This window comes from Paenibacillus pabuli NBRC 13638 (genome assembly GCF_001514495.1).
GTDB lineage: Bacteria > Bacillota > Bacilli > Paenibacillales > Paenibacillaceae > Paenibacillus > Paenibacillus pabuli.
The window spans coordinates 175,797-199,375 of the sequence record NZ_BCNM01000007.1; the positions used below are offsets into that span (position 1 = coordinate 175,797).

A 23,579-nucleotide genomic window follows, 5' to 3' on the forward strand; every position below is an offset into this window, starting at 1 on the left:
GGAGGATAACACATGAAGGTTGGCGTGATTATGGGTGGCACATCTTCGGAGCGGGATATTTCCCTGCTCACCGGACAGGAGATGATCAACCATCTGGATGGACAGAAGTATGAGGTTATTCCGGTCGAGATCAACAGCAAACGGGATCTTATTGAAAAAGCGGCGGGACTGGATGTCGCACTGCTCGCTCTGCATGGTAAATACGGGGAGGATGGTACCATTCAGGGCACGTTGGAGTCGCTTGGCGTTCCGTATACAGGCTGTGGCGTACTCGCAAGCAGTGTATGCATGGACAAAGATATGTCCAAAAGGCTCATTCAGCATGCGGGCGTACCTACTGGCGAATGGCTTCAGGTGAGCAGTTTGGATGAATTGTCATCAGCTGCTGTGCAGCAATTAACGTATCCTGTTGTCGTGAAGCCTAATTCGGGCGGTTCCAGCATCGGCACGCAAGTGGTACAGGAATCCTCGGCTCTTCATGCAGCTGTAGAAGCGGCTCTTGTTTGGGACGAAGTCGTCATGATTGAACAATATATTGAAGGCGAGGAGATTACCTGCGCCATTCTGGATGGTCAGATGCTCCCCGTAATCTCGATTCGTTCAAATGCCGATTTTTTCGATTACACCTCCAAATATAATGATGGCGGTGCTGAGGAGCAGGTCGTACAGCTGCCTGCGGATTTGCATAAACGTGTAGAAGCTGCGGCACTCACCTGTTACCGGGTATTAAAATGCAGCGTGTATGCCCGTGTAGACATGATGATCCGGGACGGCATGCCCTACGTGCTTGAAGTGAATACGCTGCCGGGCCTTACCCGAAACAGCCTGCTGCCCAAAAGTGCAGCCGCAGCAGGTATGTCCTTTGCCAGTCTGCTGGATTCCATCATCGATCTCTCGTTAAAAGAACGTCAAAAGGAGGCAACGCGATCATGAGTCTAAATGTATCGATCCGTAACAGTTCCCCTGAAGATCTGCAGGATATGGTCATTCTTATGGATCAACTCGGTTACCCAACCACGTATGCCGAGATGAAGGAGCGTTATTCGCACATCGCTGCGGATTCAAATTTTGCAACTTTGGTTGCCGAAGTCCGTGGCCGTGTCGTTGGATTAATTGGGTTACAGACATCTTACCTGTATGAAAAGAACGGACGACATTGCCGCATCCTGGCTCTGATCGTGCATGACCAGTTCAGAGGCACCGGCATAGGTCGTCAGCTTATTTTGGAAGCGGAGCAATGGGCAGCCACTCATGGCGTGGACTCCTTGTCCCTGAACAGCGGCAATCGCCCGGATCGTGAAGCTGCGCATAAATTTTACCAACAGATGGGCTTTATTGCGGGAAGTACCGGGTTTAGCAAAAAGCCTCAGGCTTTGCAACATAACTGACGCTGATGACATCATGACGGCTTCCCGATGGAATTCACCATTCTTTACAGGGTAACCACAAAAACGCCCGTTTCCGGCACAAAGGCCGGAAACGGGCGTTATCATCTAGTTTGCTATTGTACATTTATCTTGTGGCTTTTATGGACTCATACGCAGCGAGTAACTCCTCTATAGCCACTCCATTGATCTTCATCCCTTCCACCTGACACTGCTCCAACTGTACGCCAGATAGATCACAGTCATTGAACTGACTGCCTTTGAGATCACAATGTTCCCAACGCATGGGCACTCTGTCTGGACCGAGATGCGTGTCCTGAAAATGAACGCCATCCAAAGCACAGAATTCAATGTTACTATTCGTTAAACGCAAATCAGCCAGTAATATATCGGTCATATTCAGATTGGTGAATTTGCTTCCACTCAGGTTGCAATCGGTCATCCGGCTTTTAGCCAGATTGCTGGTACTGAAACGAACTGAATCCAGATCAGCCTGGTAAAATTCAATAGTTGACTCACCCGTATCGTTGGATAATTCCTCCGATGGGAGCTGGATTACAGACTCAGCCATTATGATCTTCTCATATCCAAATTCAGCTTCAGACTCGTAGAGACGGACATAACCCATTTTCTCATAAAAATGATGATTATCCCGCTGTCTTCCCGAGGTCTCCAGCTTCCATATCCCAATCTCCGGGAATTCGGCCTCAATAAGTCCGATGACCTGTGAGCCTATGCCCCGACCATGACAGACGGGATCAATAAAGATTTTATCCAGCCTCGCTTGCCTGCTTCCCAATACTTGAACACTGACTCCACCAATGGCGCCTCCATCCCATTCGATAACGTAATAGTCCCATTCGCGGATCACGTAACTGTGCATGCGAACAGACGAATACCCCGGTGGGCAAAGGTTGCTGTCCAGCTCTGTCTCACCCTTAGCCCATACCCTAATCGCATGATCAAAGGCGCGACGGCATATGTCTGTCAGTATAACCGCGTCATCTTGTTGAGCACGCCGCAATTGGATGTTCTTTAATTGACTTTTTTTCATCTACAACACCTCTGGGGATTATTTTGGATGACACGACAAAGAGGAGCACCTCCAATAGAGGTACCCCCCGATACGTTTCATCATTTCAGAAACGCCGAAGCTCCTCATAATGGGTCAAAAAGGACACACGTATCCCGTTAATGGTCTAACGGAAATTTTTCAGTGTTCTTTCATCATCATTACGAGAAATCTGGCATGCTCTGAAATCCCCTCTCATACTAAAGCTTAACTATAAACCTTACTTATGGCCGGTCGATGAAAATCCAGCCTGTTTCTTTTTCGTTATCCACGGATGCCCCAAGAGATTCTGCCATAAAGCGCAGCGGAACATAGGTTTTGCCGTTTTTGCCTACAAAGGCAGGTTCAACCATCGTTACTTCCTTGCCTGCAACGGTTGCCTTCTTGGAACCTACAGTCAGGACAATCTCATTGCCGGTGATATCGTCAATGACAACGATTTTCTCCGATCCTTTGGTCCATTTTACTTCAGCATCCAATTCCTCGGACAGATAGCGCAGAGGAACAAATGTTGTATTTTTAACGGTGATTGCGCCATAGGATTCGTCGTTCGGATACAGCATGACATTTTTACGCGTAATGCCCGCTTCATCTTTCAACAGCTGATACATAAGTGAATTGGAATCAAAATTACGCAGCATCTGACCTGGCGTGATATCTCCCTGCATCAGATCGATTGCACCGTCCGTTTTGTCGACGGTATCCACAGTCACCGGTCCGCCAATATTCCACAGTTCGCTGTCACCGTATACGGATACCGATTTGATCGGCAGATCTTCAGAAGCAGGCAGCGCTACTTTGAAATCATAGTTCTGTTTACGGATATTCAATGCGCTATCGAGATAAAAGTCCAATTTGAGCTTGGTCTCTGTTCCGAATACCGTCTTCAGTTCAGGCGTTTCGGTTAACAAGTTGTCTAGTTCCTTGTCGTAATTGGCAAGAATCTCATCAAGACCACCCTTAATCATTTCATACAATGAAGCAATCTCAGTATCCCGTGATTCGCTAATAGTAGAAGGCAGGGCACTGCCGTCGCCAGGATCAACCGAGTTGATTGTAACCATGATAGGATAGAACACATCATACAGATCCCCAATCAGGTCCTTGAGCCCTTGTTCATCCTGAGCAACACTGGTCAGAAACGGTTTAACCATGGCAAGAAGCTCTTCCCCACTGATCTCCACATGCAGCTTGGAGAGGCTGAGTGATTCACCGTTAACCGATTCCTGTACCGGAGTTAGAGAAATATTTTTCGGGTTGGACAGATGCTTCAGCGCAAAGTTCAGCAGTTTCGGGGAAAGCTCCTCGATCTGCTTCTCCAACGCCTTCGTATCTAGCATAGGAAGCGTGTTATCCGCCAAAGATATGTATAGAGGCTTTTGCGCTCCGTCTACATCAATGACCATTTCCGATTTATCCATCGACAGATGGAAAGGCAATTTCTTTCCTTGCATACTCAGTGTACCTTTGATAGATGCCGTGCTGGAGTCCTTCACTTTGGCATCTTCAATATCCAATGAAACGGAATTAATGAGTTCGATCATTTGAAGCGCATCCTCTTCGACGAGGTTTGCTGCAGGTTCAACTTTTATATGCATGGACTGTTTGGATTCACCGGATTTGACGGTTGTACTGTTGGCAACAGCTTTGCCAATATCTACGCCACCTACGGCCTGACATCCCGTAAGCGCAACCATCATTAAAACGAGTGGTACGGCAATCCACTTCAATAGCTTGTGATTTTTGATACGATCTCCTCCTTAGGAAAAATGTGGTTCACTCCTATTATGAGGGTTACAGGTAATTGTTGTAAACCGGATCGACAAATAAAGTCCAAAAAAAGGCCGGACAGCTGTCCGACCTCTGATTGACATTATTTTTCAACATGTATCGCCATTGGGTTCAATCGCACTATGCTTGATGCAATCATCAACAGTAGGTTTACTCTTGTTCTTTGCCCTCTGCCTCGCTGTCGCTGTTCTCATGCGCTTCTTCGCCATCGGCCCTTGCAGGGGACTCGAATTGATCCGGTTCGTCATCCTGAATGGCCTTGTTCTCTTCATTCTGGTCCTGTGTCATATCGTATTCCCTCTCTTCTACCGGATTTTAGGCAAATATGCCCTCGTTTCTATCCATAACCGGAATGATGACGAATTAAACAGACGGAGACAGGAACTTAGAAAATATAAAAGACAATCCCGTTCCCGCTTGCAGCAGTTGCCTGATATAAAGCCTGAACCTCGTCCAGTGTCTGAACGATTTCCTGGAATGTCTCCTCTGCGTCCCAATCATCCATGACAGGATAAACGCCCTCAGCCACCATTTGCTCCAGGCTAAACCGTTTCTTCAATTCCTCAGGTGTCAGCTGTTCTAACGCCATGTACGCCTCAAGGACCTGTTCGTTGGTCAGGAGGAACAGATCCATATCTGAATAATTGCCTATATATTGTTCACCTGCCATAGGGACCACATATCCCAGCGGAGGCTGCCCCTCTACCACTTCACCAGTCAACGTAAACTGAAGCATCTGCCACATTTTATCGATATCCAGCTCGACCGAACAATCATGTACACTGACTTCCCCTGATTTGATGGATTCAATTAATTCTTTGGTCACAACAAGATATCTGCCGGACATGCCCATACCCGTATCCCTCCTACGCATTTACTTCTCTTCTTTCCCATTAACCGTGCAAGTTGTACAAGAATCGGGGTAAAGAGGTGAAAAGGAACAAAACTTACAAGGAGGCACAAATTCCATGAAAAAGTTTGATTATAGCCTCAATTACGATGAGCTTGATCTGCGCAAACAGCCCGAGCTGTATACCGTTGGCCGGGGAGAGCAAGGGGTATTAATGGTGGAGCCCTACAAAAGCGAAATCTTACCGCACTGGCTGTTCAAAACACCTGAAATTGCGACAGAATCCTCGCAGAAGATCTATGAACTATTTTTGGAGTATAAGAAAAAGGATGACTTTGTCGGTATGGATATGGCGCGCAAGTTTCTGCAAATGGGCTATACGCGGGCAAGGCGGTATACGAATCATAAAGGTGGACGCAAATACTCGAAGGAGGACGGCTCCATCCTGCCTTACCAGAACGATAAAGTGAAGGCAGAGGCTGCAGCCATCTTCAAAGCCCAATGGGAGATCGCCAAAACGGATGTGGATTATGTGAAAATGAAGCAGGAACATCGGGAAAAGTACGAGTCGGAGAACAAGCCGTAACACACCCATCCAAAGGAGTCCTCATGAACCCACCTAGCCGCCGCTTTACTCTGCCTTTTGTTTACCTTACTTAGACACCTTCTCCATTCCCACCCAGTTTCAAGGAGATCAACTTGTCACGATGGAGGCTGTGTATACTTCTGGTGAGACCGCATCTGCACAAGATTGAGTGGGAGGAATTAACGTATCAGACAGATCCCATCATTCATCTAAACACAGGCCAAAATGCCAACATCAATGAAGCGGCCTAGATTCACGTAACCATTCAATGTGCTTCAGCACCCACCGCTCTGGATGCAAGCTGTTTTATGGTTAATGAAGGGGGACACGTTCCCTCGGACGATTATTTTGTTTTTTATAATCAGAATAGTGATCCCCATCAGAGCGTTGTTCTCCAACATGCAGAGGGTCTCAAGTCAACCTTCGTGCTGGATACCCGCAAATTACGCCAAGCTCCTGTAGAAAAATGTGTTTTTACCGCTACGCTTGACGCGGAGGGCACATTCGCCGATGTACAAAAATGCCAAGCTATTGATAAGAGCAGGTTCACAACAAATTACATACGAATGTGCGGATTCCCACTTATATTATTTTTTTAGCGATGGTGGAGTTAGTCAAAAGGGGAAAATTATGCGGCTTATTACCGAAAGTTCATACCAAAATTTGTTCTGGCAATTCGTTGGCCTGGGACAAGCAAATTACGGTATTCTGGAAAAGCTTGATGACATGTCTGGACGTTTCATTGATAACGCCAACTTTTTTGCTCTGGATGATATATCCAAGATCAGCGATGAAGAATTATATGATCGGCTCCTTAGCGAGTTTCCGGATTGGATCAAGGAAGCACGTTCCAAAGGTATTCTTGCCTAAACCATCCGTTTGCTTCACAACAAGTCATATATTTAATCGAAAAGTTCTCTTTGCTTTTAGAGACGCTGCCAAATTCCCACTGGCAGCGTCTTTGGATTTGGCACAGCTAAACCTATGCCTTTTGCGGCTTGGCATTTTTCGGACGAGGTCGAAGCATGCCCCCTACGATGCCCAGCATTTGTCTGCGTGGCATAAGGCGGGCTAACTGGGCCGTCCAGTAATTGGAGGCACCCGGCACAGCATAAGGTTTGCCTGACTCCAGTGCCTTCATCGCCACTTCCACAACATGCTCAGGCGTATCCCGTTTGCCTACCGAGGCCTCTTCGGCTCCTACGACATCAAAGAACGAGGTTTCGGTCGAACCGGGACATAGAGCCAGAAACTGCACGCCCCGTTTCCGATTCTCTTCATACAACGCCTCTGTAAACGAAAGCACGAAAGATTTCGTGGCCCCATATACAGCCATGTATGGATCAGGTTGAAAAGCAGCCGTAGAAGAGACGTTAATGATGGTACCGCTCCGCTTTTGCAGCATGCCTGGCAGGAAAAGATGGGTCATGTTCATGACTGCGAGTACATTCAGCATAATCTCTTCCTGCTGCCTCAAACCATCCACCTGCTCAAACATTCCATGCGTCGCAAATCCCGCATTGTTGATTAATACATTGACCTGTATGCCCCGATTCATACACTCCTCATAAACGTGTTGTGGTGCATCCGATTGGGATAGATCCGCTACAATCACTTCTGTCTTGACTTGATACGTTCTTTCAATACGTTCTGCCAGTTGACGCAATTTGGACTCCGATCGGGCCACCAAGACCACATGTTTTCCTTTTGACGCCATTTCCAAGGCAAAGGTTTGCCCAATTCCTGAAGAAGCCCCCGTAATGAGTACCCATTGATTTTGAACCTGCTTCATATCTCATCCATCCTTTTTTGAACAATTGTTTTTTATCAGAAACACTGTTTCCTAATGGAATCATCGTACTCTTTTACCTTCTTCCTGTCAACTGCTTTAGAGAATTTGACGATTTCCTGCTTAAAACAGTAGAATGACCATAAGAAACAAGGTTTCCGTTAAACAACAATATGGATGTAAGAGGATGAGATAGATGAAAGATCACAATTCGGGTTCCAAAGAACCCGCACACACGGTCACTACCTTTCAGGAAGCCAGACTCCAGCACTCCGAAAACCTGCGCCAAAATATTGTGCATGCTGCTGCAGCCTTGTTGCAGGAGCACGGTCCCGAAGCCGTCACAGTTCGAAGAGTGGCAGAACGAATGGAATGCTCGACCAAAATTATATATAACCTCTTCGGCAAGAAAGAAGGGTTAGCCAAATACTTGTACCTGGAGGGATGCACCCTCCTGTCCCAATCGTTTGAATCTGTACCTCACCAAGCCTCATTCGAGGATTATTTTCGCGATCTCGCTTATGCCTACTGGGATTTCGGGATTACACAATCCAGCTTCTATCAGCTCATGTTTGGCGGTTCATTTGCAGAATTCAAACCGGATGCAGAGAGTCTGCAAGGAACAGCGACAGCTCTTAAACAAATTACGGCTCTGGTTGTGGCTGCGATTGAGCAGAAAATGCTTCAGGAGAATGACCCCCTACTTGCTGTCCGTATGATCTGGGCGCCCTTGCATGGTGTCATTCATCTATACCTGGGAGGCCATATTGAGAGCGAAGAAGCCGCCAAAAGGCTATATGATCATACGTTGTCCATGGTCATTCTCTCCCTTGTTGGGGTATCTTCGAATGGCTAAGCCCTAACTGACAAGGAAACGAAAGAAGAAGCAGGCACTTCATCTCCATTGGATGAAGGACCTGCTCCTTCTTTAATTAGATATATAAGGGGTTACCAGTGTCAATTAACGTGCGGCTCGTTCTCAGCTTCCCAACGCGAGATTTCAGCGCGGACTTTCGGGGCCACCTCTTTGCCGAGCAGTTCAATCGCTCTCATCACTTCTTCATGCGGCATCGTACCGAGGGGAGTGTGTAACATGAAGCGTGTGATACCGACTTCTTTGCGCAGGTAGATAATCTTCTGCGCCACGGTATCCACATCACCCACATACAGTGCGCCTTCCAGACTGCGTGCCGCGTCAAAGGTTGCACGGCTATAGTGTCCCCAGCCGCGTTCACGGCCCAACATATTCATTACAGCCTGAGCTGGAGGGAAGAATTTCTCTACCGCTTCATCGGTTGTATCCGCAATGAACCCATGCGAGTGGGAAGCCACAGTCAGCTTGGAAGCATCATGCCCCGCGTGTGCGGCTGCTTTTTTGTACAACTCCACCAGTGGTGCGAATTGAACAGGGCGACCACCAATAATGGCGAGCACAAGCGGTAATCCAAGCAGACCTGCGCGGACAACCGATTCCTGGTTACCACCACTGCCGATCCATACGGGCAGCTTCTCCTGTACCGGACGTGGGTAAATGCCCAGATTGTTAAAGGAAGGACGGTGCTTGCCTTCCCAGGTTACTTTTTCCGAATCGCGCAGTTTGAGCAGCAAATCCAGTTTCTCATCGAATAGTTCATCGTAGTCGTTCAGATCGTAGCCGAACAAAGGGAAGGATTCAATAAATGAACCCCGTCCTGCCATAATTTCTGCACGCCCATTCGAAATACCATCCAGTGTTGCAAAATCCTGAAATACCCGTACCGGGTCAGCCGAAGATAGCACCGTTACAGCGCTGGTTAGGCGAATGCGTTGGGTCTGTGAAGCTGCTGCGGCCAGAATGACAGCTGGTGATGAAGCGGCATAGTCGGCACGATGATGTTCTCCCACACCATATACATCCAGCCCCACCTGATCTGCCAAAACAATCTCTTCAACGACGTCGCGAATACGTTGCGCATGACTTATAAGTTCTCCTGTATTTACATCTGGGTTCGTCTCCACAAAAGTACTGATTCCGATTTCCATTCTCTGTTCCTCCCTGTTATAAAGCGATCCGATCTGCATCTAACCAATTGTAAGTAGATCACCTTTTGTTATTTATCTTAATATTGAACTATTTTGAGGAAAAATACAAGTGCCCCCTGTTTCCCAGAGGGCACTTTCGTGATATATTCTTCTCAAAATACAATAATTTCATGATTATTTCTTTCTACCAATGTACAGCAGATGAGACGAAATTCCCAATATCGACGGGTCTTTGGCCGACTCAATCATATACTGGATCAACTCATCGTATTCCCCGCGTTCTTTCCAATACTGCTGCTGCTCTTCTGTGAGCATAGCTCTCAGACTGGAAGATCCAATCAGGTCTACCGTTTCGAATCCGTGCCGCTCCATAAATGGGTTAATATCCTGAATGTTGAAATAGTACGCTCCTGTAAACCGTCCTTGATCCGGATGGTCGAATGTCCCCTTTTCCACAAAAGACCGGATAGCTTCCATGTGGTCATGCGGCTTCCATTGCTGTGGGAATTGCAAAGAATTAATGCCCATTCGCATCCGGCTCTGCATCGCTACAAACACAGTTCCTCCCGGCTTGGTGACCCGATGCAGCTCCCGCACCGCAGCTACTCGCTCTTCTTCGTTCTGCAAATGATATAACGGTCCCAACATCAGTGAAGCATCATATGTCTCATCTGCAATGCCGTTCAGATGGGTCGCATCCAATACATGAAATCCATCAAACTGCCGCGTTAAGTCCAATTCCTCTGCCTTCTGTCGAGCCATATCCACAGATGCCGGAGTCAGGTCTGACAGCGTGACACGGTATCCGAGCCTGGCAAGCTCCATCGCATACTTGCCTGGTCCTGCGCCATTGTCCAGCACAAGTCCGGTTGCCGGGAGTGACTCTCGGATATAATGCATGTTAATGATGAACTCCAGCGGTTCCCGGTCCAACCTCCCCCACTCGTCAAATCTGGAATAATACTCAATTACACGTGATCTTTCCATCATTCTGCACCTGCCTTTTCTCAACATTAGGGCCATATAAAAAAACAAAAACCTGCCACCTCAACTAAGAGGCGACAGGTCTGACCTTCGCGGTACCACTCTTCTTGATCCATGAACAGGATTGGATACAACTTGCGTTCCAACCTGTCCTGCCATGGCATCTCAGGACCTGATGACGGAGGTTAACCGTCAGGATCTACATGAAGTCAGCGTATAGCATCATTATCAACATCCAGCCCTTTCGTGCGCTGAACAATGGCGATACTCACGTAACTACAGTTCGATTCTGCTGCTCACAGGTGAGTTGGGGGAAGGTTGGACTGCCTTGCACCATAGCGACAGTTCTCTGGACCAAACCTTGATCCTTACTGCTCCTGATCATTGCGTTTAAACTGTTAAATTTTAATCAGTATAGTACTCCTAAATATTTCCTGTCAATTCTTATTTTCCAATAAGTTACTGGGCTTTTCTCCCCAATTACATTAAAGAGCTCTACTTCTGTTTCTCTTCCAGTTGCACAGCTACTTCACGCTCCGGTTCTTCTGTGCTGTACATCCAAGGATATATGGTTGCCGTATCCGATGTGTAATCATTATACCGATCAATGCCCAGGTTTTTTCCGTCACCGGCAAATTGAGTTTTGGCTGGAGTACCATAGCTTCGTTTTCCCTTCTGGATCGTATAGGTCTGATTAATTCCACCAAAACGCAGATCGTCACTATATCTCTCCACGTACAAATCACCGTCCTTGCGGTAGTATGTCCAATGGATGATAGAACCGCCCAGATTTGAATCAAGGTACTGTGGTTTCTCACTAATCGCGGATAACGTAACTGGCTCAAATTCACCCTCAAAATAATTGACTTTGTGCTGGGCATAAAGGGTCATTGGTGTATCTGGATTGATTTCCAGACCAGCGCTCACTTCAAAACGTAGTTCCGCTTCATGCTTCGAATCCTCTGACAGCCACACTCCTCCATCTAGCTGAGCGCCATTCACACCAAGTGTGTATCTCAAATAGGGTAGTTGCCAGAACGGTTCATCATGAGCAAGGGTCACCCTGATTTGGGTAGGTGTAATGATGGCTTCCTTAACGATCACTTCATCCGATTGCTGATCCAGAGGGATATTCAGCACTCTTTTACTCGTACCACTAAGCATCTCTGTTTTATCCAGACGTATACCAATATCCAGTGATTGGTCCATTTTGCCTTCTTCTTTACTGTAAGCCAGTACATAACTTGCTGCTTGTTGCTTCAACTTCTCCAGGTTATAGAACTGTTCCGATATATATTCACCATGTTCTCCTGGCTTTCCATTTATGCTCGGTGCATTCTCCTCCAAAATCTGTCCTTTCTGATCGTATACCTTTAAATACGGAAAAGCATAATCACGAACCTCCGGCTGATCAAAGGTTAATGATGTAGACAACATCATCTTATTTTCCTTCTCGTTAAATGCGCTAACTACAAGTTTACCCAAACCATCCTTGTTGATATTGAACACCTGTGATTGCTGCTGAGAAAGATCTAGGGTGATTTCTTTTTCTTCCGGAGCCAATATTTGGATTCCGCCTACCGTGAAGTCAACATTCGCTTCTTTTCCTGATGTCGTCCACTCTGTCTCAAAATACCCTTTAAACTTGCCATCAGTCTGATCAGGAACATGGTAGTATCTCCCTTCAATTAGCTTGCCGCTCTCATCCCGCAGGCCAATAGAAGGGAATCTTACGGTATCACCTTTATACTTACCAGGGTCCAGCGTATACAAAATAACCGTGCGATTATCATCGGAAAAGGCTGTATCCAGAGTTAATGTTACCCCTTTTACTGTCACGGACTGATTCAGTTTCTGTCCAAGCTCCTTTTGTATGGCATTCTGGATACCACTGCGGTGATTTAAAAGATCACCCCAATTATAGTGGACTGCTGCATATACCGGCGTCGCCATGAGAATAACTGCAGCGGTTCCGATCAGTGCAGTCTTTTTCCATTTGAAGTGTTGTGGCACATATGCTTTATTCTCTGATACATGAAGTTCAGGGCAGCGCTCCTGATCCTGTCGAATCTGATCCCACATGGCATCGAAATCGGGATAGCGAATATCTGCATCATTTTTCAGATGACGAGACAACAGATTTTCCGTATGTTTCACTATACATTTCCCCTTTCTGATGTTGCTTTTTGGCTTGATCCCATTTTTTCCTAAGCAATCGAATTCCCTTATATACTCTTGATTTCACCGTGCCCAGTGGCACTTCCAGAATCTCTGCAGCTTCGGATAAACTTAATTCATTCATATAACGCAGCAGAATCGCTGAACGTATCTTCTCAGGCAGCTCATGAACCCATTGTGCCCAGACCTCGGACTCCTCCACATGCTCGATCAACGTATCAACCGGATCAACGTTTCGTTGAGGAGTGAGAATAAACTGCTTTTTCTCCCGCTGCTTGGCTGTGCGTTCCTTCTTCAGAAAGTTAAGACAATGATTCACCGTAATTCTCATCAGCCAAGTCTTCATGTATTCAACCTTCTGCCAATCCTGACGAAACACCGTAATAAAAACATCGTGGCATACATCTTCTGCATCCTGAGCATGATGGAGCATGTAATAACAAGTTCGGTACACATCCTTGTTGTACATCTCAAACAATTCCTTTTCGTTCAAAAGCTTTCCCTCCTTTCTCTGCATCAGCCTTTTCAAATCTATAGACAAAGCCGATCCTTCAAAGGTTCATTCTTACCCTTTCTTCACACAACAAAAAAGAACCTTCACTTCCACAGCATTGCAGAAATGAACGTTCTTTACGGTTTAAGACAAGGCCAGTTAGTATGGCAATCAGCGTGCTTAATGAAAGATGGCTAGATTTTTTTTACAAACTCGGACTTCAGCTTCATTGCTCCGAGGCTGTCGATTTTGCAGTCGATGTCATGGTCACCTTCAATCAGACGGATGTTTTTGACTTTGGTACCCTGCTTTACCACCAGTGAACTGCCTTTCACCTTCAAATCCTTAATGACCGTAACGGTATCGCCATCATTCAGGACATTACCGTTCGAATCGCGTACGACTTTCGTATCTTCCGCACTCTCTTGTTCAGATGCTAGCGCCCATTCGTGCGCACACTCTGGACACACCAACAAGTTACCGTCCTCGTATGTGTATTCGGAATTACATTTGGGGCAGTTAGGCAAATTAGACATATGTATTAAACTCTCCATTCATTTTGTGGCTTCCTCGCAAGTATACGGGAATACAGTGCATTCTTCCACATAGCAAGAGGTTAATTGATTTTAAACTAAATTTAAGATTGCTCCGCCCCCTGATTTAAGGAAGGCTCCTTATACTAAGTTCCAGAAGAAACATTGTGAAGCAGCACAACGAAATACTATTCTTATAAAGCGTGTCTCACACGAAATGTTGATATACATCCGATAAAAGGAGTTCTGCTCATGTCACCCTATGTCTTTCCTGTCCAAACGGCTTTCTTTATCTTTGTCATCACCGCCATGTTTTTGCTGGTGCCTTGGTTAATCTATGGATATCGAAAAGACGGATTTTTTAGCTGGTCCCGATTTGGCATCAGCTTTTCATTTATTTTTTACCTGCTGGCTGCGTACTGTCTGGTCATTCTTCCTTTTCCGACCACACGTAATACATGTGCCCAGCAAGCAGCAGATACCGTATACTACAATCTGGCTCCATTCACCTTTGTGAAAGATATTATGAAAGAAACACCGATCGTCTGGTCTCAGCCTTCCAGCTATATCGGAATGATTCAAGGCAGAGCTTTTCTGCAAGTTCTGTTTAACGTAATGCTTCTCATGCCACTTGGTGTATACATTCGGTATTTTTGGCAAAAGAGATCGCACTGGAAGCAGGCTTTGTTAAGCGGATTCGGCTTATCCCTGTTCTTTGAGATTACCCAGATCACCGGCTTCTACGGTTTCTATGATTGCCCGTATCGGTTGTTTGATGTGGATGACCTGCTGCTGAATAGTTCAGGAACGGTACTCGGATTTCTCACAGCACCCATCGTGCTTGCTTTATTCCCCTCTCGTGCAAGCATTGAGGCGAAGAGCGAACAAATCATGGAACAAAACAAGGTCTACCCTGTAGCCCAACTGCTCGCGCTCATTATCGACAGTGTCGTTGTTGTGTTTGCAACCAATTTGATGTCCATTTTCAATCTGAACCATACCAATGCTATGACTAATATGCTAAATACCATGATCGCAATGCTGTTTGTATTTTTCTTTATCCCATCCCTGAAAGAAGGCAAGACACCAGGTTCAGCCCTGATGCGATTCAGATATACGGACCGAAAGACCGGCGAGCCTTCCAGTACTTCCCTGTTCAAAAGATTGCTTGCGCTCTACGCTCCTTGGCTCTTTGTGTCTATTGCTCAAATGATAAACGAGTATGCTTTGATAAACGAAAATGCCATGCTCCAGCCCTTCAAAATATGGCTCTCTGTCGGCATTGTTGGTTTGAATGTGCTGATTCTCTTGGTGTTATTCATTCATGTCATGGTAGTGCTGTTCTCCAGAGGTAAACGTGCATTCTATTGTGATATGGTATCCAATACAAAAGCCTCCCGGAAGTAGATTGGCTCAACACAACCATAACCACAACTCACAGGTACAGGTTGAAAATAAACTTACCTAGCGTACCACCTAAGTCATCACCTCGAATAACCATTCACAAAAAGGTGTGTTTCGTCACTAATGACGAGACACACCTTTGGATGATGTTGTTATGAGTTTCCAGATAGGATCTTTTTTAAAGCCCCAGCAGCTCACGTTTGGAAGCATCCGGGTCATGAATCAGCTCTACCTCATGATTGAAAATCAGCGTAGCACGATCGTCTTTGTAGGCAGGCCAGTTCACGCCCGCCGTCTCAGGCTTGCCCTGCTTGGCAAATGAAATCCATGCATCCTGCACTTTACCCGCGAGTTTTGCTGCGGCGGCATCCGGTTCGGCATTCATGAATTTCAGTACGGGCAGCGTATTAAAAGCAAAGAAAATATCGATGCTATGGATTGATTTTTGCAGCAGTGGATGCTCCGGCATGACCCAATCAAATCGATACATCCATACAGGTGCATGCTTCTGCTGCGCAGCCGCATATTGCACAGCCGAGCGCCAGAAGAACAGATCCGTCATCACTTGGGCCTGGCCATCTGCAGTCTTGGGATAACTTTCGGCAATGGCAGCCCGATTCTCAAGATCAGGTGTCATGAAATCAACAGCCTTCACCATGTTGATCTCTTCGGAGTAAGGCACCTGAGGTTGAATGAACAACGATCCTTCATGCAAAGTGGTTCCAATCAGTACAGGGATATCATGAGCCACTCCCTCTTCTACCGCCTGAAGAGGTGACTTCGGAAGTGTATCTCCATCGACTACGGGCTGGAACAACAAGGCCATGCCTGCTCCGCTTTGTTGTTTGACCGTCTCGCCAGCAGCGATGATCTGCTCCACCGGAATGGATTTGAGTTGTTGCAGATTGTCTGCTGCTACACCCAGAACCTTCAGCATGCCCTCACGAATGGCTGATGCCTGCTCTGCTGGCATGACCTGTGAGGCTCCACTTTGCATAATGGCTCGATGGAACAACCCTTTGGCCGCTGGCATCGCCATCAAAGCTGCAATACTCATGCTGCCCGCAGATTCCCCGAATACAGTGACGTTACGCGAGTCGCCGCCAAAAGCCTCAATGTTGTCCTGTACCCATTGCAGTGCAGCAACCTGATCCAGTAAACCCACATTGGATGCAAAACCTTCTCCCAGCGGGGCCATATGCAGGAATCCAAGCGGCCCCAGGCGGTAATTGATCGTCACGACAATAACGCCTCCACGGAGGACGAGTTGTGTTCCATCGTACATGGGCTGGCTGCCCGCACCGGAAACGAATGATCCACCATGAATCCATACCAATACAGGAAGTGGATTAAGGCTCTCTTTTTCAGGTGTCCAGATATTCAGGTACAGGCTATCCTCCGATTCTACCGGAGGCTGTCCAGATATACCCTCAGTTTGAGGATTTCTTGGTTGTATATTTTCAGGACCGAATTGCTTTGTCTCTCTGATTCCATCCCAAGATTCGGGGTGAACCGTAGCCTGGAAGCGTAACTCACCTACAGGTGGTTTAGCATAAGGAATGCCTTTCCATACACTCACTCCATGCAGAACCTCTCCCAGAACCTTGCCATATCGTGTGTTTACTTGAAGTTCTCTCATACGCTATATACATCCTCTCTACTGATCGATAGTTCCAGCTTGCGACTGGTGTTGCTCAGATCCGAGTGTAACTTTGGGCTGACATGAAACCCTGACTATGTGTTTACGAAAACATACAGGAAGAATAACTTGCATGGCTTCAACGTCCTCACATCTGCACGGATAGGCGCGTTTCCACTTATTTGAGTATAGATCCCAGCAAGACCCATTTACAAGTTTGTCCAAATCTACCTTACCCCTACGTTTCACGTGGAACTTTTACAGCAATAATAAAGACCCCGCTGCAATTAACGAGCGAAGTCTTCTATTTCTGCCCTGCTTATGGATGTCACGCACTAAAAAGAAAGAACGTTGGTGTACATGGCTCCTTATCCTGCCTTTATCAAATGTATTGTTATGTTCAATGGGTACCTAATTGCTTTTAACCATAATGAACCGTATATTCCGCCCCCTCAATCCAGCTGCCCGTCACATGATTACGCCCTTTAACGACAACCCGGTCACGATATACAGCCACATGTAAACTCTCACTTCCCTCCAGGTGCTCATCCTCATCCGTCCAGAGATAAGCTACGGAGGAAGCATTAAACATCGTTGGCATCTGTCCGCTACCTTCGTACATGGTGCGCTGAGCCTCCAATTGCCAATGGGTGTGTCCGGAGAAGAGGATGACCTGCGGATAGCGACTTAGAACAGCCTTTAATGCTGCGTCCTGATTCACGCCATACCAACCCTGTTCCTTCATGGAACCCGCGACTGTATCCATCAGTGGTTGATGGAGGAAGACAAAAATCGGCTGCTCAGGCAATGCTTGTTCCGACAGTTTCGTTTCCAACCAATCCAGTTGTTCGGCAGACATATCACAATCTTTCGGATGAGGCTGCTCCGTACCCAGGAAGATATAATGATACCCGTCGATCCAGTGGTCGTGATACGATCCGTTCATACCTGTGATTGCTGTAAAATCATTCAACCGCTTCTGCCATAACGCCTCAATTGAAATGGAATTCTGGGGTGTCTCAATGCCTTGAGCCTCTATTTGCCCTATATCCCTTGAATGCCCCAGTACCTCACCCACCTCTTGCTCGGTCATTGTGGTCAAGTTCAGCGGCGGATCTCCCCATAGAATGGCTCCAATATCATGATTGCCTACGGTGTAACGTATTTGAGGCAGTGAATCGTCTTGAGCCTCCAATATACGCTGCAACTCCTTGTATTCTTGCGGCAATCCACGATCGGTCACATCGCCCACATGCATAATTCCGCTGCTGCCATGGCTGTACGTTGCAATGTCTTCCAGCGCTTTCTCCAGATGACGATTATGGATATGATCATCCTGCTCTCTGACATGAGTGTCAGTGATGACCTGGAAGCTGACTATCGGCTGTTCGTAATTATTTTCATTATCCATCAGGAATCACTCCATTTCAGTCCAATAATGCCAATCAGAATGAAGCCCATCCAGACGATCGACATCGCCTTCAGACGTTCTCCCAGAAAATAATGTCCCACGACCCCAATCAATGTAATGCCTACGCCCGACCAGATGGCATAAGCAACACCCAGCGGCATATACTTCACCGCAAAATTCAACAGGGTAAAGCTCGCTCCATAACAGACAAACATAAGAATGGAAGGCCATAAGCGGGTAAAACCATCCGAGACCCTCATCAGAATGGTACCGCTGAGCTCCAATCCGATCGCCAGGGCAAGCAGTAACCATCCGGTATACGAATGACTCGTCATCGGTTAACCTCGACTTCCAGCAATTCATCAAACGAACGAACCGTACGATCCGCGAGCTTGATATGAGCAGGTTCACCGACAGCAATCTTCCAGGCAGCCCCCGCAGCACGGGCCATCTCCATATCCCCATCCGTATCGCCGATCACGGCAACTCTTGCAGCAGGTACACCCAGACGCTCACACGCCAACAGCAGCATGTCAGGAAACGGCTTTCCCCGTCCTACCTGATCCGTTCCTACAACTACGGAGAAAAAGGAGTCAATGCCCATCCACTTGAGATGACTTAAAGCATTTTCTGTCTCATCCGCTGTGACGACGCCCATTTTCAGTCCCCTGCTGCGACATTGTTCAAGAAAAGCAAGGACGCCCGGAAGGGGCTGAGCAGGGCGTTCCTTATTCATCGCGTATTCTGCCTGCAGCAAACATTCCCTCACGATTATTTTCGCTTCCGCCCAGCTCAATCCTGCACGATAGCCATGCCAAGTTAACACGGCGTAGACTTCCTCCATCGTTCCCATGGCGAGGGGTCCTCGCACATCATAACCGTTCATTCGTCCCTTCTCATCATGGAATGTTCCCCATATATGAGGAATCTCTGCTGTATTAAACGGAAGGCCACGGGCAGCAAGTTCTTCCTGGAAGTTCTCCATCATACGATCGGTCCAGTAGCCCCACATGACTGTAAAATCAAGCAATGTCCCATCCTTGTCAAATAAAATAGCTTCAATTGGGGTAGAAAGGCCCCCCAGCGTTAATTCGGGCATTGGTTACGCTCCTTGTCTTCTGAATTACGAAGTCAGAAAAGCGGCACATGACTGCACCGCTCCCCCAAGTTAAGCTTCTTTCCCTTGTTATTTCACGCGATCCAATTCTTTTTGAGCCTTTTCTTTGGCTTCTTTCAGCGCTTGTGCCGCTGGAATGTTATTAATCTGTACCTGATCTGCCGCATCCTTCAGTGCATCATTGATTTTGCCTCCGGTCGGGTCCTGGAACGGAGCCGAAGCATGAGAAGCCTGTTGAAGTGGAACCTTGATTTGCGGGTTCTCTTCACTGAACGTTTTGAAAGCAGGATCTTCCTGAGCAGATTGGCGAACCGCAATGTAACCTGTGTTCATGGACCAAGCTGCTGTATTGGCTGTTTCCGAGAAATACGTCAGCCACTTATAGGCTGCTTGCTGCTGTTCCGGACTTGCTTCAGCCGGGATACCTGCCATGATCGCACTCGCTACAGGTTTGCCTTGGCCTACACCTTCCCAGCCCGGTTGTTCCATGGCTGCCACGATGCTGAAATCGAGATCTCCCTGGTCACCGCTGGAACCGGTGTATCCGGCTGCTTTATTTTTCATGACATCATCAATGGTTTTGTACCAGTACTCCCAGCCTTGGCCGCCAAAATGAATACCCATGATCTTGTCCTCATTAATCCACTTGCGGAACAGCTCCCACGTCTCCACCCATTCCGGTGAATCAATCGTTACAGTCTTGCCATCATCACTCAGAATCTTCCCGCCTTTACCAAGCACGGCGTCGATCATGTTATCACTACCCCACATTGGCTCCCAGCCATAGAAGGTTGTCTTGCCATTCTCCTGCTTGCTCATCTTCGCTGCCGCTTCAGCAAGCGCCTCCCAGGTCGTCAGAGTAGCAGGATCGATATTATTTTCTTTCAGCGCATCCATACGGTAATACATGATCTGAGTTGTTCCGTACATGGGTAAGAAATACTGCTTGCCATCTACTTTTCCCTGCTCCAGGAAGGTCTGTACGTAATCTTCCTTGTTAAAACTCTGATCGGCGGCGATCAGCTCATCCAGAGGTGTATAGTATCCTTTGCGCGCCCAGTCGATATTAGAGCTCAGTACAGCGGCCGGTACTTTTTTCGAGGCAATGGCAGCCTGCAGCTTCTGTTCCGTCTCTGTATAATCTGCTTGTACAATCCCTTTCACAACAACTTCGCTCTGGGATGCATTGAAGGCATCAATCGTTTTCTTCATGTTATCTCCCAGGTTACCTCCAAGACCATACCAGAACTCAATCTCGACCGGACTACTTGATGCAGAATCAGCTTCTTTCGCAGAAGCTGCATCTGAACCCGTGCCTGAGCCGCTATCGGCAGAGGAGCCACATGCAGTGATCAGGGCAAAACTCGCAGCCAGTACCAGGGACATGCCCCCTCTCCACCTGAGCTTTAATTTGTTCCGCCATTTCATACTCGCTTGACCCAATTTCATTTTGATTCCTCCTATATAAAGTATGTTGTGAAAATCAGTTCTTGTTCACGCCGGCAGTGATGTTCACACTCTGCATGATCGTTTTCTGGGTAAACAGGAAAAGGATTAGCAGCGGTGCAATGGTAAAGGCACTGGCAGCCATGATCTGCGGCCATGCCAGACCGTAAGCTCCGCCTTCCACGAAAAAGCTGCGCAAACCTGCGGATACCAGCTGCAGATTCGGATCTTTGGTAATGAGCATCGGCCAGAAATAGTTGTTGTACTGGTCAATGAATGTAATCAGCACCATCACGGCAAACGACGAACGAACCAGCGGCGTCATAATGGTCCACAGAATGCGGAAGTGTGACGCTCCATCCAACTGCCCGGCTTCCACCAATTCATGAGACACCTGCATGAACGCCTGACGGATCAGGAAGATGGAGAACACACTGACACAGTTGGACACAATCAGTCCGGTGTAGGAATCCAGCAATTTAAGTTCGCTGAGCACCAAATAACTAGGCAAATAAACGGCGGTGCTCGGAATCATGTAGCCTACCAGAATCAACCCGGTGAGCACCCCTTTTATACGAAAACGCATATGGGTGAGTGCATAGGCCATCATGCTGGAGTTAATGACCTGGATCAGACAGATCGCTGCCGCTACACCTGTACTGTTCAGAATGTAACGGGCAAACGGAGCAGCTTGCCACGCATCCACATAATTGTTCCAACGGAACGTTTCGGGCCAGAAGGTTGGCGGGAACTGCCAGATCTCGTCATTCGTCTTGAAACCGCTAATGACCATCCAGTAGAACGGAAATGCCATCGTGAGACTCACCAGAGCAAGCAGCAGATAGCGAAGTGCGGTAGCAAATCTTTTTCCGGCACGAGGGATCTTCCGTTTCTGCACCTCCTCACGACTATTATCTTTTCTGGTTTGTTTGGTTAAAGTGGTCATATTCATCAGTAGTGCACCAGGCGTCGACCGAGCAGGAAGGATACTCCTGACAGCAGCACGCAGATCAGAATAATAACGACGGCGATGGAAGAAGCCTCGCCTACATTGAAGGATTCAAATGCCGATTGATAATACATATAGAGCAAAGTCCTGGTAGATCCCGCCGGTCCCCCTTGCGTCATCACGTTGATCTGGTCATAAGCCTGAAGCGACTGGATCGTCAGGATGATGGACAGGAAGAACGTGGTTGGTGAAATTAACGGCAGTGTAATGCTTCTGAACTTGTCCCAGCTGCCTGCCCCATCAATCGATGCCGCTTCAAGCAAATCGGATGGCAGGTTACGCAATGCGACCAGGTAGAATACCATGGACCAGCCAATCGATTTCCACAGCGTAACGATGAGCACCGCTACCAATGCCCAGTTCTGATCTTTCAGCCAGCCGATCGGGGATATGCCGACCCAGTCAAGCAGCAGGTTGGCCAGTCCCACTTCAGGTTCGAAAATCCAGGACCACGCAATGGAGACTGCGACAGTCGGGGTGACCCAGGGGGAAAACAGCAGCGTCCGGAACAGGCCTGAGGACTTAATCTTGCTGTTCATGAGCATGGCCAGCGCCAATCCACCCACAATCGTAGGCACTACACTTCCAAGGCCGAACAACAGCGTAACCTTCAATGAACGGTAGAATTCAGAATTGGTTAGCAGATAACTGTAGTTATCCAAACCGACGAATAATTTGTCAGGACTCATGAAGTCCCAATCCGTAAAACTCAGATATACAATGTATCCCAATGGCCCCAGCCAAAAAATGAGTAATGGGATAAGGGCAGGAAGGGTGAATAGAACCGCTTCTGTCTCCCTCCATAGTTTCACACGCAATTTGCACACTCCTAATCGTCCAAATTTTATTTAATTTCTCTAAAAATCAATCCTTCAAACACCCTTTAATCTCTTCTGTACAAAAATGATTGTATAATACATTTGAAAAATGCATTTCCGGGTTATGTTAAAATAACGGGGTGTCATGTAAAATATGAAAAGAAAACAGGGAGTCCCATCCATATACTAGAGGTGAGATTGTGGGAAAAGAAGCTGCCGAGGACCAGAACCATTCGTCATTGTCCTATCGGCCTGAGCTGAGGGAGAAAGTTATTGGCGCCATTGCCAATACGATGGATTTGTACGGAGTCAATCATTCATTTGGTCAACTGTATGGCATTATGTATTTTGAGGATCGCCCGATGACGCTGGAAGAGATGAAAACGTCCATGAACATGAGCAAAAGTAATATGAGTTATGCTGTACGTTCTCTTACCGAATCTCAGATGATCTATAAATTGGAGGAAAAGCGGGAACGTCAGGATCAGTATGTGGCCGAAACCAACTTTTTCCGTACGTTTCAGAACTTCTTCGGGGCCAAGCTTCAACGGGAAATCGACGTGATGCAGGAAAGCCTTCGCGAGGTCATTCCGGAGTTATCGGAGATTATTCTCGCCAAAGCAACGCTGCCGGAGGAGCGGGAAGACGCTTTGCGGGATTTGCACAAACTTCAGCATGCCGAGCAGTATTATGAGTGGTTGCAGGGATTTGTAGACCAACTGCGGGATGGTGTTTTTTACAAAGATACTCCCCATGAAAGTGATTAATACAGCGTTGCGAAGAGATCTCCCGTTTAACGATCTTAATGAAACGAGCTTCTTACGAAAAAACCAGCAAAAGGCCAACCCCAGGGATGGCCTCTTCTTTGTTACCACTCGTGGATTCTCAGGTGTTTCAGTTAGAACAAAATGTATTTCGTGCCATCTCGATCGCCCCCGTTGTGCCGTCGCCAAGAATGCCATACAGTGCGGTGACGGACTAACCAAGGGTACCTCTCACTTCTTTACGATGAACGCCCCCCAAAGCATCCACAGGCGATGTACCGCTCCTCT

Annotated in this window: 26 protein-coding genes; 9 read left to right on the top strand and 17 right to left on the bottom strand. The window is 47.2% G+C overall.

Going from position 1 to position 23,579, the window contains the following annotated elements:
* Positions 1–12: 12 nt before the first annotated feature.
* On the top strand, positions 13–933 hold the full coding sequence (locus PPA03S_RS11885; protein WP_062323040.1) for a D-alanine--D-alanine ligase: 921 nt from the start codon (positions 13–15) through the stop codon (positions 931–933).
* Positions 930–1,388, top strand: a complete 459-nt coding sequence (locus tag PPA03S_RS11890) for a GNAT family N-acetyltransferase (protein ID WP_068964076.1) — start codon at positions 930–932, stop codon at positions 1,386–1,388. Before PPA03S_RS11885 ends, PPA03S_RS11890 begins: the two co-directional genes overlap by 4 nt.
* A gap of 124 nt (positions 1,389–1,512) precedes the next feature.
* Here the strand turns inward: PPA03S_RS11890 and PPA03S_RS11895 are convergent, their stop codons facing one another.
* The 4 genes from PPA03S_RS11895 to PPA03S_RS11905 all read right to left on the bottom strand — a co-directional run bounded on the left by PPA03S_RS11895 (position 1,513) and on the right by PPA03S_RS11905 (position 5,101).
* Complete coding sequence (locus PPA03S_RS11895; protein WP_062323042.1) at positions 1,513–2,439, bottom strand: GNAT family N-acetyltransferase; 927 nt, start codon at positions 2,437–2,439, stop codon at positions 1,513–1,515.
* Between the two features lie 242 nt (positions 2,440–2,681).
* Positions 2,682–4,187, bottom strand: coding sequence for a copper amine oxidase N-terminal domain-containing protein (locus PPA03S_RS11900; protein WP_245683579.1), 1,506 nt, complete (start codon positions 4,185–4,187; stop codon positions 2,682–2,684).
* A gap of 211 nt (positions 4,188–4,398) precedes the next feature.
* On the bottom strand, positions 4,399–4,536 hold the full coding sequence (locus PPA03S_RS32815; RefSeq protein WP_157284105.1) for a hypothetical protein: 138 nt from the start codon (positions 4,534–4,536) through the stop codon (positions 4,399–4,401).
* A gap of 97 nt (positions 4,537–4,633) precedes the next feature.
* Positions 4,634–5,101 carry a YfbM family protein gene (locus PPA03S_RS11905; RefSeq protein WP_062323044.1) on the bottom strand — a complete coding sequence of 156 codons (468 nt, stop codon included), beginning with the start codon at positions 5,099–5,101 and terminating at the stop codon, positions 4,634–4,636.
* Positions 5,102–5,216: 115 nt separating this feature from the next.
* Here PPA03S_RS11905 and PPA03S_RS11910 point away from each other — a divergent pair, with 115 nt between their 5' ends.
* The 4 genes from PPA03S_RS11910 to PPA03S_RS11920 all read left to right on the top strand — a co-directional run bounded on the left by PPA03S_RS11910 (position 5,217) and on the right by PPA03S_RS11920 (position 6,554).
* Positions 5,217–5,684, top strand: coding sequence for a DUF4385 domain-containing protein (locus PPA03S_RS11910; RefSeq protein ID WP_062323046.1), 468 nt, complete (start codon positions 5,217–5,219; stop codon positions 5,682–5,684).
* 85 nt (positions 5,685–5,769) lie between these two features.
* Positions 5,770–5,853: a hypothetical protein gene (locus PPA03S_RS34360; RefSeq protein ID WP_167666017.1), complete on the top strand. Its 84-nt coding sequence runs from the start codon at positions 5,770–5,772 to the stop codon at positions 5,851–5,853.
* A gap of 139 nt (positions 5,854–5,992) precedes the next feature.
* A complete protein-coding gene (locus PPA03S_RS11915) occupies positions 5,993–6,283 on the top strand; it encodes a TerD family protein (RefSeq protein WP_062323048.1) in 291 nt (96 codons plus the stop codon).
* Positions 6,195–6,554, top strand: a complete 360-nt coding sequence (locus PPA03S_RS11920) for a VWA domain-containing protein (protein WP_082704115.1) — start codon at positions 6,195–6,197, stop codon at positions 6,552–6,554. Before PPA03S_RS11915 ends, PPA03S_RS11920 begins: the two co-directional genes overlap by 89 nt.
* Before the next feature lie 112 nt (positions 6,555–6,666).
* Here the strand turns inward: PPA03S_RS11920 and PPA03S_RS11925 are convergent, their stop codons facing one another.
* The gene (locus tag PPA03S_RS11925; protein ID WP_062323052.1) at positions 6,667–7,476 is read right to left on the bottom strand and encodes an SDR family NAD(P)-dependent oxidoreductase; all 810 of its coding nucleotides are present in this window, start codon (positions 7,474–7,476) and stop codon (positions 6,667–6,669) included.
* 193 nt (positions 7,477–7,669) lie between these two features.
* Here PPA03S_RS11925 and PPA03S_RS11930 point away from each other — a divergent pair, with 193 nt between their 5' ends.
* A complete protein-coding gene (locus tag PPA03S_RS11930) occupies positions 7,670–8,329 on the top strand; it encodes a TetR/AcrR family transcriptional regulator (protein WP_062323054.1) in 660 nt (219 codons plus the stop codon).
* 101 nt (positions 8,330–8,430) lie between these two features.
* On the opposite strand, the gene PPA03S_RS11935 is transcribed toward PPA03S_RS11930, so the two are convergent.
* The 5 genes from PPA03S_RS11935 to PPA03S_RS11955 form a co-directional block, all read right to left on the bottom strand.
* Positions 8,431–9,495 (bottom strand): LLM class flavin-dependent oxidoreductase, encoded by a 1,065-nt coding sequence (locus tag PPA03S_RS11935; RefSeq protein WP_062323056.1) that lies wholly within the window; start codon positions 9,493–9,495, stop codon positions 8,431–8,433.
* Between the two features lie 174 nt (positions 9,496–9,669).
* Complete coding sequence (locus PPA03S_RS11940) at positions 9,670–10,482, bottom strand: class I SAM-dependent methyltransferase (protein ID WP_062323224.1); 813 nt, start codon at positions 10,480–10,482, stop codon at positions 9,670–9,672.
* Positions 10,483–10,974: 492 nt separating this feature from the next.
* Positions 10,975–12,636, bottom strand: coding sequence for a DUF4179 domain-containing protein (locus PPA03S_RS11945; RefSeq protein WP_062323058.1), 1,662 nt, complete (start codon positions 12,634–12,636; stop codon positions 10,975–10,977).
* Entirely contained in the window at positions 12,593–13,150 is a 558-nt protein-coding gene (locus PPA03S_RS11950; protein ID WP_062323060.1) for an RNA polymerase sigma factor, read from the bottom strand. The genes PPA03S_RS11945 and PPA03S_RS11950 overlap by 44 nt, the downstream gene beginning before the upstream one ends.
* Before the next feature lie 194 nt (positions 13,151–13,344).
* Positions 13,345–13,686, bottom strand: a complete 342-nt coding sequence (locus PPA03S_RS11955) for a zinc ribbon domain-containing protein YjdM (RefSeq protein WP_062323226.1) — start codon at positions 13,684–13,686, stop codon at positions 13,345–13,347.
* Between the two features lie 249 nt (positions 13,687–13,935).
* On the opposite strand from PPA03S_RS11955, the gene PPA03S_RS11960 reads away from it, so the two are divergent.
* Positions 13,936–15,090, top strand: a complete 1,155-nt coding sequence (locus PPA03S_RS11960; protein WP_062323062.1) for a VanZ family protein — start codon at positions 13,936–13,938, stop codon at positions 15,088–15,090.
* Positions 15,091–15,265: 175 nt separating this feature from the next.
* On the opposite strand, the gene PPA03S_RS11965 is transcribed toward PPA03S_RS11960, so the two are convergent.
* The 7 genes from PPA03S_RS11965 to PPA03S_RS11995 form a co-directional block, all read right to left on the bottom strand.
* The gene (locus PPA03S_RS11965; protein WP_062323064.1) at positions 15,266–16,726 is read right to left on the bottom strand and encodes a carboxylesterase/lipase family protein; all 1,461 of its coding nucleotides are present in this window, start codon (positions 16,724–16,726) and stop codon (positions 15,266–15,268) included.
* A 421-nt stretch (positions 16,727–17,147) separates the two neighbouring features.
* On the bottom strand, positions 17,148–18,137 hold the full coding sequence (locus PPA03S_RS11970) for a metallophosphoesterase family protein (protein ID WP_062323066.1): 990 nt from the start codon (positions 18,135–18,137) through the stop codon (positions 17,148–17,150).
* Positions 18,137–18,472 carry a DMT family transporter gene (locus PPA03S_RS11975; protein WP_062323068.1) on the bottom strand — a complete coding sequence of 112 codons (336 nt, stop codon included), beginning with the start codon at positions 18,470–18,472 and terminating at the stop codon, positions 18,137–18,139. Before PPA03S_RS11975 ends, PPA03S_RS11970 begins: the two co-directional genes overlap by 1 nt.
* Positions 18,469–19,236, bottom strand: a complete 768-nt coding sequence (locus tag PPA03S_RS11980; protein ID WP_062323070.1) for an HAD family hydrolase — start codon at positions 19,234–19,236, stop codon at positions 18,469–18,471. Before PPA03S_RS11980 ends, PPA03S_RS11975 begins: the two co-directional genes overlap by 4 nt.
* 87 nt (positions 19,237–19,323) lie before the next feature.
* The gene (locus tag PPA03S_RS11985; protein ID WP_062323072.1) at positions 19,324–20,703 is read right to left on the bottom strand and encodes an ABC transporter substrate-binding protein; all 1,380 of its coding nucleotides are present in this window, start codon (positions 20,701–20,703) and stop codon (positions 19,324–19,326) included.
* Positions 20,704–20,737: 34 nt separating this feature from the next.
* Positions 20,738–21,652: a carbohydrate ABC transporter permease gene (locus PPA03S_RS11990; RefSeq protein ID WP_411835216.1), complete on the bottom strand. Its 915-nt coding sequence runs from the start codon at positions 21,650–21,652 to the stop codon at positions 20,738–20,740.
* Positions 21,652–22,527: a carbohydrate ABC transporter permease gene (locus PPA03S_RS11995; protein ID WP_062323074.1), complete on the bottom strand. Its 876-nt coding sequence runs from the start codon at positions 22,525–22,527 to the stop codon at positions 21,652–21,654. Before PPA03S_RS11995 ends, PPA03S_RS11990 begins: the two co-directional genes overlap by 1 nt.
* 200 nt (positions 22,528–22,727) lie before the next feature.
* Between PPA03S_RS11995 and PPA03S_RS12000 the strand changes: the two genes are divergently transcribed.
* A complete protein-coding gene (locus tag PPA03S_RS12000; RefSeq protein ID WP_062323076.1) occupies positions 22,728–23,294 on the top strand; it encodes a GbsR/MarR family transcriptional regulator in 567 nt (188 codons plus the stop codon).
* Positions 23,295–23,579 lie beyond the last annotated feature (285 nt).

Bases quoted from the DNA above. Each gene is read 5' to 3' on its own strand.
- PPA03S_RS11885 (WP_062323040.1), top strand. From the start codon at position 13: ATGAAGGTTGGCGTGATTATGGGTGGCACATCTTCGGAGCGGGATATT.
- PPA03S_RS11890 (WP_068964076.1), top strand. From the start codon at position 930: ATGAGTCTAAATGTATCGATCCGTAACAGTTCCCCTGAAGATCTGCAG.
- PPA03S_RS11895 (WP_062323042.1), bottom strand. From the start codon at position 2,439: ATGAAAAAAAGTCAATTAAAGAACATCCAATTGCGGCGTGCTCAACAA.
- PPA03S_RS32815 (WP_157284105.1), bottom strand. From the start codon at position 4,536: ATGACACAGGACCAGAATGAAGAGAACAAGGCCATTCAGGATGACGAA.
- PPA03S_RS11905 (WP_062323044.1), bottom strand. From the start codon at position 5,101: ATGGGCATGTCCGGCAGATATCTTGTTGTGACCAAAGAATTAATTGAA.
- PPA03S_RS11910 (WP_062323046.1), top strand. From the start codon at position 5,217: ATGAAAAAGTTTGATTATAGCCTCAATTACGATGAGCTTGATCTGCGC.
- PPA03S_RS11915 (WP_062323048.1), top strand. From the start codon at position 5,993: ATGGTTAATGAAGGGGGACACGTTCCCTCGGACGATTATTTTGTTTTT.
- PPA03S_RS11920 (WP_082704115.1), top strand. From the start codon at position 6,195: ATGTACAAAAATGCCAAGCTATTGATAAGAGCAGGTTCACAACAAATT.
- PPA03S_RS11925 (WP_062323052.1), bottom strand. From the start codon at position 7,476: ATGAAGCAGGTTCAAAATCAATGGGTACTCATTACGGGGGCTTCTTCA.
- PPA03S_RS11930 (WP_062323054.1), top strand. From the start codon at position 7,670: ATGAAAGATCACAATTCGGGTTCCAAAGAACCCGCACACACGGTCACT.
- PPA03S_RS11935 (WP_062323056.1), bottom strand. From the start codon at position 9,495: ATGGAAATCGGAATCAGTACTTTTGTGGAGACGAACCCAGATGTAAAT.
- PPA03S_RS11940 (WP_062323224.1), bottom strand. From the start codon at position 10,482: ATGGAAAGATCACGTGTAATTGAGTATTATTCCAGATTTGACGAGTGG.
- PPA03S_RS11955 (WP_062323226.1), bottom strand. From the start codon at position 13,686: ATGTCTAATTTGCCTAACTGCCCCAAATGTAATTCCGAATACACATAC.
- PPA03S_RS11960 (WP_062323062.1), top strand. From the start codon at position 13,936: ATGTCACCCTATGTCTTTCCTGTCCAAACGGCTTTCTTTATCTTTGTC.
- PPA03S_RS11965 (WP_062323064.1), bottom strand. From the start codon at position 16,726: ATGAGAGAACTTCAAGTAAACACACGATATGGCAAGGTTCTGGGAGAG.
- PPA03S_RS11970 (WP_062323066.1), bottom strand. From the start codon at position 18,137: ATGGATAATGAAAATAATTACGAACAGCCGATAGTCAGCTTCCAGGTC.
- PPA03S_RS11975 (WP_062323068.1), bottom strand. From the start codon at position 18,472: ATGACGAGTCATTCGTATACCGGATGGTTACTGCTTGCCCTGGCGATC.
- PPA03S_RS11980 (WP_062323070.1), bottom strand. From the start codon at position 19,236: ATGCCCGAATTAACGCTGGGGGGCCTTTCTACCCCAATTGAAGCTATT.
- PPA03S_RS11985 (WP_062323072.1), bottom strand. From the start codon at position 20,703: ATGAAATTGGGTCAAGCGAGTATGAAATGGCGGAACAAATTAAAGCTC.
- PPA03S_RS11990 (WP_411835216.1), bottom strand. From the start codon at position 21,652: ATGAATATGACCACTTTAACCAAACAAACCAGAAAAGATAATAGTCGT.